The 8,790-nt window shown below is 68.0% G+C and carries 15 protein-coding genes; 7 read left to right on the plus strand and 8 right to left on the minus strand.

The window, feature by feature from the left end:
- Positions 1-44 precede the first annotated feature (44 nt).
- Positions 45-353: a transcription initiation factor IIB family protein gene (locus FQU85_RS08155; protein ID WP_145846732.1), complete on the plus strand. Its 309-nt coding sequence runs from the start codon at positions 45-47 to the stop codon at positions 351-353.
- Between the two features lies 1 nt (position 354).
- On the opposite strand, the gene FQU85_RS08160 is transcribed toward FQU85_RS08155, so the two are convergent.
- From FQU85_RS08160 to FQU85_RS08185, 6 genes are all read right to left on the minus strand, one after another.
- Positions 355-846, minus strand: a complete 492-nt coding sequence (locus FQU85_RS08160) for a phosphopantetheine adenylyltransferase (RefSeq protein ID WP_145846734.1) — start codon at positions 844-846, stop codon at positions 355-357.
- Between the two features lie 25 nt (positions 847-871).
- Complete coding sequence (locus tag FQU85_RS08165; RefSeq protein WP_145846735.1) at positions 872-1,342, minus strand: winged helix-turn-helix domain-containing protein; 471 nt, start codon at positions 1,340-1,342, stop codon at positions 872-874.
- 49 nt (positions 1,343-1,391) lie between these two features.
- Entirely contained in the window at positions 1,392-2,462 is a 1,071-nt protein-coding gene (locus FQU85_RS08170) for a glutamate--cysteine ligase (protein ID WP_145846737.1), read from the minus strand.
- Positions 2,463-2,534: 72 nt separating this feature from the next.
- A complete protein-coding gene (locus FQU85_RS08175) occupies positions 2,535-3,170 on the minus strand; it encodes a fibrillarin-like rRNA/tRNA 2'-O-methyltransferase (protein WP_145846739.1) in 636 nt (211 codons plus the stop codon).
- On the minus strand, positions 3,167-3,997 hold the full coding sequence (locus tag FQU85_RS08180; RefSeq protein ID WP_145846741.1) for an NOP5/NOP56 family protein: 831 nt from the start codon (positions 3,995-3,997) through the stop codon (positions 3,167-3,169). Before FQU85_RS08180 ends, FQU85_RS08175 begins: the two co-directional genes overlap by 4 nt.
- Before the next feature lie 43 nt (positions 3,998-4,040).
- A complete protein-coding gene (locus FQU85_RS08185; protein WP_145846744.1) occupies positions 4,041-4,250 on the minus strand; it encodes a DUF2196 domain-containing protein in 210 nt (69 codons plus the stop codon).
- Between the two features lie 75 nt (positions 4,251-4,325).
- On the opposite strand from FQU85_RS08185, the gene FQU85_RS08190 reads away from it, so the two are divergent.
- From FQU85_RS08190 to FQU85_RS08200, 3 genes are read left to right on the plus strand one after another with little or no spacing between them, the layout of a single operon-like run.
- Positions 4,326-4,889 (plus strand): DUF2391 family protein, encoded by a 564-nt coding sequence (locus tag FQU85_RS08190; RefSeq protein ID WP_145846746.1) that lies wholly within the window; start codon positions 4,326-4,328, stop codon positions 4,887-4,889.
- 46 nt (positions 4,890-4,935) lie between these two features.
- Complete coding sequence (locus tag FQU85_RS08195; RefSeq protein WP_145846749.1) at positions 4,936-5,115, plus strand: HVO_2753 family zinc finger protein; 180 nt, start codon at positions 4,936-4,938, stop codon at positions 5,113-5,115.
- Between the two features lie 2 nt (positions 5,116-5,117).
- A complete protein-coding gene (locus tag FQU85_RS08200) occupies positions 5,118-5,384 on the plus strand; it encodes an elongation factor 1-beta (RefSeq protein ID WP_145846751.1) in 267 nt (88 codons plus the stop codon).
- Positions 5,385-5,515: 131 nt separating this feature from the next.
- Here FQU85_RS08200 and FQU85_RS08205 read toward each other — a convergent pair whose 3' ends face one another.
- Positions 5,516-6,163, minus strand: coding sequence for a hypothetical protein (locus FQU85_RS08205; protein WP_145846753.1), 648 nt, complete (start codon positions 6,161-6,163; stop codon positions 5,516-5,518).
- Between the two features lie 59 nt (positions 6,164-6,222).
- Positions 6,223-7,383 carry a cystathionine gamma-synthase gene (locus FQU85_RS08210; RefSeq protein ID WP_145846755.1) on the minus strand — a complete coding sequence of 387 codons (1,161 nt, stop codon included), beginning with the start codon at positions 7,381-7,383 and terminating at the stop codon, positions 6,223-6,225.
- A 123-nt stretch (positions 7,384-7,506) separates the two neighbouring features.
- Here FQU85_RS08210 and FQU85_RS08215 point away from each other — a divergent pair, with 123 nt between their 5' ends.
- Genes FQU85_RS08215 through FQU85_RS08225 form a run of 3 tightly spaced genes read left to right on the plus strand, consistent with a single transcriptional unit; the run spans position 7,507 to position 8,766 of the window.
- Entirely contained in the window at positions 7,507-7,797 is a 291-nt protein-coding gene (locus tag FQU85_RS08215; RefSeq protein WP_145846757.1) for a 50S ribosomal protein L21e, read from the plus strand.
- Between the two features lies 1 nt (position 7,798).
- Positions 7,799-8,155, plus strand: a complete 357-nt coding sequence (locus FQU85_RS08220; protein ID WP_145846759.1) for an RNA polymerase Rpb4 family protein — start codon at positions 7,799-7,801, stop codon at positions 8,153-8,155.
- A gap of 41 nt (positions 8,156-8,196) precedes the next feature.
- Positions 8,197-8,766 carry a DUF655 domain-containing protein gene (locus FQU85_RS08225; protein ID WP_145846761.1) on the plus strand — a complete coding sequence of 190 codons (570 nt, stop codon included), beginning with the start codon at positions 8,197-8,199 and terminating at the stop codon, positions 8,764-8,766.
- Positions 8,767-8,790: the final 24 nt, after the last annotated feature.

An 8,790-nucleotide genomic window follows, 5' to 3' on the forward strand; every position in this document is an offset into this window, starting at 1 on the left:
GCATCCCTCCGTGGGTTTAAATCCGGGAACGACCAACTCCGGGTATGTATCGTGCGGGCGACGAAGTGGATCAGCGGGAGTGGCTCGCGGAACTCGACGCGGTCGCAGACCGTCTCGAACTCGAGAGTAGCGCGCGGTCGAACGCCCGCGACATCTTCCTCTCCACGCTCCCCGACGAGGAGCGCTCGAAGCGGGCGGCGCTCGCGGCGAGCGTGTACGCGGGCGCGCTCATCGCGGGCGACCAGCGCTCACAATCACGGGTCGCGGACGCCGCGGACGTATCACGGCTCTCCGTGCAGGGAAAGTGGAAGAACTTGGTCGAAGAAGCCGGATTCGACGCGCCGGATTGGTAGCTTACTGCTCCTGCGCTCGCCCCTCGCGCTCGGGCGTGACGTTGCCATGTTCGTCGATTTCGCCCTTCACGATGCGCGTCGAGGAGATGATGTCGCCGTCGTCGGCCGTCACGTGGTCGACGACCTCGATGTCGAGCGGGTCGAACCCGCGCTCCGCCCGCAGTTCGTTGATGCGCTCCGCGCCCGCTTCCGTTTCCGGGGAGACGACGAGCACGTCGAACTTCTCCTCCGCCGCCGCGATGCCTGTCGGCTCATCCAGGCGTCTAACCTCGAAGTCGCGGGCGTACTCGTCCGCGAACCGGGAGAGCTCCCGCTCGAGGGCGGTCTTCCGATCGTCGAACGACCGCACGTGTCGCTCCTCGTTACGGGTTTTCGGCGCGAGGTCGTCGCTCGTCAAGCCGACCGTAACGTCACCGAGTTCGAACGCGCGCTCGAAGAGCGCGCGATGGCCGTCGTGAATGGGGTCGAACGTCCCGCCGAGGGCCACGTCCATACCCCGGGGGAAACGCCGCGCGCGTTTATCGGTTGGGGTTCTCCTGCTCCGTGTTCGTGCCTTCGACTTCGATGTGGACGGGTTCGTTCTCGTCCGCCGCGTCCCCGTTCCCACCGAGGTACGTGTCGAGGTTGAACACGGTGTTCAGCTCGTCCTGCACGCGCCCGACGACGCCGCCAACGAGGTCGCTCGGCGCGATAGCCGTGTACTCGTAGGGGTTGTTACCCGCGCCCCCGCTCTCGCGTTTCCGGCGCTCCACGGTGTCCTCTTCGTTCAGTTCCGCGAGCGCCTCCCGCACCGTACTCGGATAGAGTCCGGTGCCTTCCGCGATCTCCTCGCTCGTGCTGTTCGGGTGCTGGCGGAGGTAGACGTAGATTTTCGCGCGCGTCTCCGTGTCGAGAACCCACGAGAGAATATTCACCACACGGTCGTCGAACCCGGCCTTCGCTCGGTCCCGGGTGTTCCGGGAGCCATCGCTGTCCTCTGAATCAGACATGTGTCGCCTCTTGCCCGACGAAAGCCGCCCAGCGATTAAAACGCTTTGCTCAGATCCGCACTCCGTCGTAGAGCGCGCGAACCCCCTCCTCCTTGCGGATACGGCGCTGTCGCGCGGCTCCGCTCTCCCGGGCATACACGTCTCGGATGCCCGAGACGCCGAGGCGTTCTGCCTCCCGCTCCACGACCTCCCCGAGTTCGACGACGCCGCCCGCGGGTTCGAGGAAGGACGCGTCGTGGCCCCGGCGGAGCGCCCGCCACTTGTTCTCGTCCAGAATCTCGCGGCGAACGTCCGTCCCGGGTTCACCGTCCTCGTAGCGCTCCGCGAAGTCCACGACGAGCGCGTGCGTGTACTCGACGAACGCCTCAACCACCGCGGGGTCGTGCTGGCCGTCCGGCGCCCGTATTTCGACCGTTCCGTGGCCCGAGTGCGGGCGCACGTCGAACCAGAGTTCGCCGCGGTCTTCGATGCTCCCCTGGGAGACCATCCGCTCCTCGTAGTCCTCGAACGCGTCGTAGTCTTCGAACGCGGTCGGCATCCCCGTGTTCGGGAGGGTCTCGAATATCTTCGCGCGCGCCGACGCCAGTCCCGTGTCGAACCCGTTCCAGAACGGCGAGTTCGCCGAGAGCGCGAGCAGTACCGGCAGGTACCACCGGATCTCGTTCGCCACCCACACCGCCTTGTCCGGGTCGTCCACGCCGACGTGGACGTGCAGGCCCGCCGTCGTGTTCCGGTGCTGCGGGTACTGGATGCGCTCCAACTGCGAGCGGTACCGCGGCTTCTCCGCGTGCTCGTGTTCGCGCCACCGCGCGCCCGGATGAAGGCCCGCGCCGGCGATGCCGAGGCCGTGCGACTCCGCGTACTCGACGAGCGCCTCGCGCACGTCACGAATCGCGTTCCCCGCCTCGCCGATGCCGTCGAGGCGCGGCGTCTGCGTCTCCACGACGAACTTGAACAGTTCGTGGTCGAGGCGGCCGTCGAGCAACTCCGGGGGGTCGCCGTCGTACACCAACTGGTCGCTCCCCGCGGTCGGCACGCCCGACTCGTCGACCACGAAGAACTCCTCCTCGACGCCGAGCGTCCCGAGTTCCGTGAACGCGTCCCGCGAACCCGTCACCATTCGCCCGTCAGTTCTCCGTCCGCGAATAAATAAGCCCGGATGCCGGCGAGCGCTCACCACACATCCGCCGCCCTACTTGGGTCGCGCGACCACGCCGAGGTGGTCGGCGTGGTACGGTTCGAGGCGCTGTGTCTCCAGCACCTCGTACGCGGATTCGAGCTCGTCCAGCACGTCCGCGAACACGTCGCTCGGGTCGCGCGTCACGTCCTCGCTCCGCGCCTTGAACGCCGCGAGCAGTCGGCCGTCGTCCGCGAGGAACGCCGCGTTCTCGACCGCCACGCGCGCCTGCCCGCGCGTCGCCACGTCCTGCACCACGGCGTCCACGTCCGCCTCGACGACGTGCGCGTACGTCTCCGGCTTCCGCGCGTCCTTCAGGAGGGGGAACAGCCGCTCCCGGGACTCCGCCACGTCGAGCAGGTCGCGCACGGGCCGCGGCGCGAACTCGACGGCGTACGTCGGCCCCGCGAAGTCCGCGACGTGGCTCACCGTCGTCCCGTTCGCCGCGCCGAGGTAGAGCACCGCCTCGCCCCCCGCGAGCCCGGCGTCCATCTCGTGTTCGAGCATCGCGCCCAGCTTCGAGCGGTTCGGGTTCCAGCGCCGCCACCCGTCCTCGACCGGTTCGCCGTACGCCGGTTCGCCCCGGGTCGCCAGCCACGACCCCTCGCTCCCGTCGAACGCGCGGCGCTCCACGCCGTCGGGGAGGCTCATTCGTCACCCCGCGAGCGGATGCGCTCGATGCGCTCGTCCAGTTCGTCCTCGAGTTCGGGCCGCCGGTCGCCCGAGTAGTGGTCGATGCGCGCCGCGATGCTCAGCTTCCCCGCGATCGCCCGCGCGGCCGACCCGCGCTCGTCCGGCCGCGTCCCCCGGACGTACTCGTGGACGTAGATGACGCCGTGCTTCGGCGACGGCGCGTGCCCGCGGAGGTGGGCGAACAGCGCGTCCTCCGCCCCGAGCACCTGCACCGTCCCGGACGGCATCTTCGCGAGCGACTCCAGGCCGCCCGCCTGCTCGACGAGGCGCGCGGCGAGCGTCGGCCCCGCGAGCATCGAGAGGTTCGGCGCGACGACGCGCGACTGCTCCTCCACGTACGCTTCGAGGTTCGCGCGCTCGTTCGCCAGATCGCGCACGCGCTCCGCGAGCGACACCACGCGCTCCTCGGTCACGTCGCTCGGCTCGCGGCCTGCGACCTCGCGGGCGTACTCGACGCCCGTCCCGGACTCGTCGAACAGGCTTCCCGCCCACTCGGCGACGCGCTCCGCCAGCTCGTTCACCGTACTCGTGAGGTCGGCGACGCCGCGAACGGCGTGCACCAGCTGCTGGTCGGTCGCGCGTTCGCGCTCACGAACCGCCGTCCGAGCGGCCGCCATCGTCGCCGCGTGGAGCGCGTCGTAGTACTCGTCCGTGTCCGTCGCGAACCCGGCCTCGACCGCCTCGGTCGGCCAGTCCGCGGGCGCGCCCGCCGACCCCTCGCGCACGCTCGCCGAGAGCGCGCCCACGTCGTCGGCGTCGCCGCTCGCGAACCATCCCTGCGTCATACACTGGACTGCACGCCGTCCGCGTAAAAACCTACGTCTTCGCTTACCGCGGCTGCTCGCGGCCGCCCTCCGACGGAACGACGCGCCGCACGCGGCCCTCCGCGCCGGACTTCAGCTTCACGTCCGCGCCGTTCGGGTCGGCCTCGCCGAGCACGGTCGCCACCTCGCCCCGAATCGGCTCCTTGTCGTGGCCCTGTTCGATTTCGACGGTCATCCCGCGCTCCAACTCCCGGGGTCGTGGATACTCGGGCATACCCGGACTTGTTCGACGCCACCCGAAAGAACGTGGCGGCCAACCTTCATACCGAACGGCCGCGTTCTCCGACGCATGCCGGAGCGCGAACTCGACCAGCTGTTCGACGAACTCGAAACCCTCGAAGCCACGGTGGACGAGGACGCGCGCGAACGGGTGGCCGCCGTGATCGACGCCGCAGAGGACGTCGAGGACGAAGTCGCGTACCTCGAAGACCGCGGCGCGTTCGGGAACGTCATCCGCGGATACGACCGCGCGGACATCACGGAGACGTTCCTCGGGAGTCTCCTGTTCGGCGTTCCGATGGCCGTCGAGGGCGGCACCACCGAGGTCGGCGCGTTCTTCGCCGCTCGACCCTGGTTTCTCGCCGGCACCGTCGCGGCCACCGTCGCGCTCGTGTACGGCGTTCTCTACGTCGCGGACATCCAGGACGTTCGCGTCAAGGATCCACTCCTCGGCGTCTTGCCCCGGCGGTTCGTCGGTGTCATCAGCATCTCCCTCGGAACCGCCGTCGTCCTGCTCACCGGATGGGGCCGCATCGACTGGACGGCTCCGGCGGTCGCGCTGGGCGCGTGCGTCGCCGCGTTCTTCCCGATGGCTATCGGCGCGGCACTCGGTGACATTCTCCCCGGAAGCTAGCGCGGAAAGGACAACCGTTAAAACCGCTCCCGCGACTAACCCCAGTATGAGCGAATCAGAGACCCGGCAGGCGCGCAAGTGCGTCTCCTGCGGGATTAACATCTCCGGCACGACCGCCGCCTCGTTCAAGTGCCCTGACTGTGGCCAGCAGATCTACCGCTGCTCGAAGTGCCGGAAGCAGAGCAACCTCTACGAGTGTCCTGACTGCGGATTCCGGGGGCCGTAACGATGGGGAAAGTCGCCGCACGCATCAAGGTCATGCCGCAGAGCCCGGAAGTCGACCTCGACGCCCTCACCGAGCGCCTCGAAGACGCGCTCCCCGAGGGCGCGAAGATCAGCCGAACCGACCGCGAGGACGTCGCGTTCGGCCTCATCGCGCTCTTCCCGACCGTCATCATCCCGGACGAAGCCGGCGGCACGGAAGCCGTCGAGGACGCGTTCCGCAACGTCGACGAAGTCGAATCCGTCGACGTCGACGAAGTCGGTCGGATATAACGGCCTTTTTATTGTGAGTGCTGGCGGTCGCCGGCACTCGATTCCGCTCGATCAAAACGCCGCCGTCCGCTCGTCCCGCGGTGGTCGTTCGTCGACCCCCGAGCCACCTGCGTGCGGGCGTTACCGTCCCGTCACGCGTCCGCGAGCGTCACCTCGAACCCCCACTCGGTCTCCCCGAGGTAGTTCCCGTCCTCGAACCGGTAGGTCGCGGCCGCGAGGCAGTCGCTCTCCGGGCCGCCGAGAAGCGCGTACGTCCCGCTGCGGGTTTCGCCGGGCGCGAACTCGACTTCGTTCACGACTTGTATGGTGGCGATGCCGTCGGTCGCGCGCCAGCACGCCTCGTCCTGCGGCGCGTTCGGCACCACGTCGTTCCCGACGCCGCCGGGCGCGAGCAGGACGGTCGCGTCGCCGTCGGTGCGCGACCCGTACAGCGTCGACCACGGGACGATAGCGCCGAACGACCACGTCCGCGCGGCGTCCGCAGTGTTCGTCACCGCCACCTGCATCGTCGGCGGGGACAGTTCCGTCGCGTTCGTCGCACCGGTCACCGCCACGTCCGCGTCCACGCCGTCCGGGAGGTCGTCGAGCGCCACGTCCGACACGACGAACCGCGTCGGGTTCGCGGGCGTCGTGGTCGTTCCGTCGGTCGTCGTTCCGTCCGTGGTCGTGTCGTCGTCGGTGGTCGTGTCGTCGCTATCGGTCACGTCACCGAGACAGCCGGCGAGTGCGGTCGCGCTGGCCGTCGCGCCGAGCGTTGCGAGGAGGGCACGTCGCTGCATACCCGGGAGAACGCGGGGGGAGAATAAACAGCCAGCGGAGGCTCAAACGGCGGTTTGTGTTATTCGAGCGCGCTCGCGATGGCCTGGTCGAGGTCGGCTTTCAGGTCGTCGACGTTCTCGATGCCGACGCTCGCGCGGATGAGCGGGTCGGTGAGGCCCGCGGCCTCGCGCTCTTCTTTCGGGATGGCCGCGTGCGTCATCGCCGCGGGCTGTTCGATGAGGGACTCCACGCCGCCGAGGGACTCCGCGAGCGTGAACACCTCCGTGCTGGAGACGAACTCGCTCGCCTCATCCAGGGTGGCGTCGAGCTCGAAGGAGAGCATCCCGCCGAAGTCGTCCATCTGCTCGGCGGCGAGGTCGTGCTGGCGGTGCGATTCGAGACCGGGATAGTAGACGTGTTCGACGTGTTCGTGGGCCTCCAGCCAGTGCGTGAGTTCGGTCGCGTTCTCGCAGTGGCGATCCATCCGAACGGGCAGCGTCTTCGTCCCGCGGAGGACGAGGAACGCGTCGAACGGCCCCGGCGTCGCGCCGACGGAGTTCTGGTAGAACCCGAACTCCTCGTCGAGTTCCGCGTCGTCCGTGACGAGCGCGCCGCCGACCACGTCGCTGTGTCCGCCGAGGTACTTCGTGAGCGAGTGCGAGACGATGTCCGCGCCGTGTTCGAGCGGCCGCTGGAGGTAGGGCGTAGCGAACGTGTTGTCGACCGCGCAGAGCGCGCCGTTGTCGTGCGCGATGTCGCTCAGGGCGTCGATGTCGTTCACGCGCAGCAGCGGGTTCGTCGGCGTCTCCACCCAGAGGAGTTCCGTGTCCTCCCGCATCGCGTCGGCGACGGCGTCGTGGTCGGTGGTGTCCACGAAGTCGAACTCCACGTCGTACTTCTCGTACACCTGCGTGAACAGCCGGTGCGTCCCGCCGTACACGTCGTCGCCCGTGACCACGTGGTCGCCGGCGTCGAGGAGGTTCATCACGGTGTTGATGGAGCCCATCCCGGAGGAAAAGGCGCGGCCGTACTCGCCGCCCTCCAGGGCCGCGAGGTTGTCCTCCAGGTCGCTCCGGGTCGGGTTCCCGGTTCGACTGTACTCGTATCCCGTGTGCTCGCCGGGCGCGGACTGCTCGTACGTGGAGTTCGCGTAGATCGGCGTCATCAGCGCACCGGTCTCCTCGTCGGGCTCCTGTCCGGCGTGGATTGCGCGCGTCTCGAAGTGCTCGTCGTCGTCCATACCGATGGATGGACGGAGTTCGTGTTAGGCCTGTCCCTCCCGCCCGGCACTACCGGCGCCTCCGACGCGAACGCGTAGCGTGCGTTTTATAACTCCGACGGAAGTACGAACTTGCATACGACTATGCCGAGTTCCAACGGCCCCCTCAACAGCACGCGGAAGAAACTCTCTAACAAGCCCCGAGAGCGCGGCACGTCCCCGCCCCAGCGCTCCGTCGCCGAATACGACGAGGGTCAGAAAGTCCACCTGAAGATCGATCCCTCGACGCCGAACGGTCGGTTCCACGCTCGCTTCAGCGGCCTGACGGGCGAAATCGTCGGCGAACAGGGTCGCTCCTACAAGGTCAAGATCAACGACAACGGCAAGGAGAAGGTCGTCCTGGCGTACCCCGCGCACCTCCGCGCGCAGAACTAGCATGACCATCTTCAAGGAGACGCTCGACGAGGAGTTCCTCACCACGTCGGAGGCGAAAGCCCTCCTCGAGGACATCGAGGCCGAACGCGCGGCCGACGAAGACCGGGAACTCCGCTACGAACTCGCGCGCGCCGTCGAGCACACGAACCGGTTCGCGGTGCTGGAGGCCGAGGAGTCCCGCGAACTCGTGGACGAACTCCTCGACCTCGACACGCTGGAGCCGCAGGCGGCGTTCAAGGTCGCGGACCTCCTGCCGCGGAGCCGGGACGAACTCCGGGCGGTGTTCGCGCAGGAGCGGTACGCGCTCTCCGGCGACGAACTCGACGACGTGCTGGACGTCGTCGCGAAGTACGCGTAAGCCGTCCGACTTTTTAAGTATCGCGTGGTTCTAGGGCGAGTATGAGCGACGCTGCTAGCGACGAGATGTCGGAGGCGGTCGTGCTCGATGTCCTTCATCACGGCCGAAGCAACGGCGGTGCGTACAGCGGGTCGCCGCTCGCGTACGCTGTCGCCGTGGACGACTTCACTCTCTACGAACTCAGTCTACGCGAGGACGCCGATATCTCCATCGGCGACTACGTACAGGTCACCCCCGAGTTCGATGCGGGCATCGAGCGCGGGCACACGGTGGACTACGACGGACTCACGGACGGCGCGCGATCCGAACTCGACTACGTCGTGGAAGAGCTCGTCGAGGAGCACGAACAGCGCTTCGTGGACTTCTTCAACGACGCGCAGCCGCTGTCGCTGCGCCTCCACCAGCTCAACCTCCTGCCCGGCATCGGCGACAAACTCCGAGACAACGTGCTGGACGAGCGCAAGCGCACGGGGCCGTTCGAGAGCTTCGACGACCTCGAAGACCGCGTCTCCGGGCTTCACAGTCCGAAGGAGACGGTCGTGGAGCGAATCACGGAGGAACTGCAGAACCCGGACGACGTGAAGTACCGGTTGTTCGTCCGGAGAGAGTAAGGGTCGCCTGCGAGTACTACGCGT

Source organism: Salarchaeum sp. JOR-1 (assembly GCF_007833275.1).
GTDB lineage: Archaea > Halobacteriota > Halobacteria > Halobacteriales > Halobacteriaceae > Salarchaeum.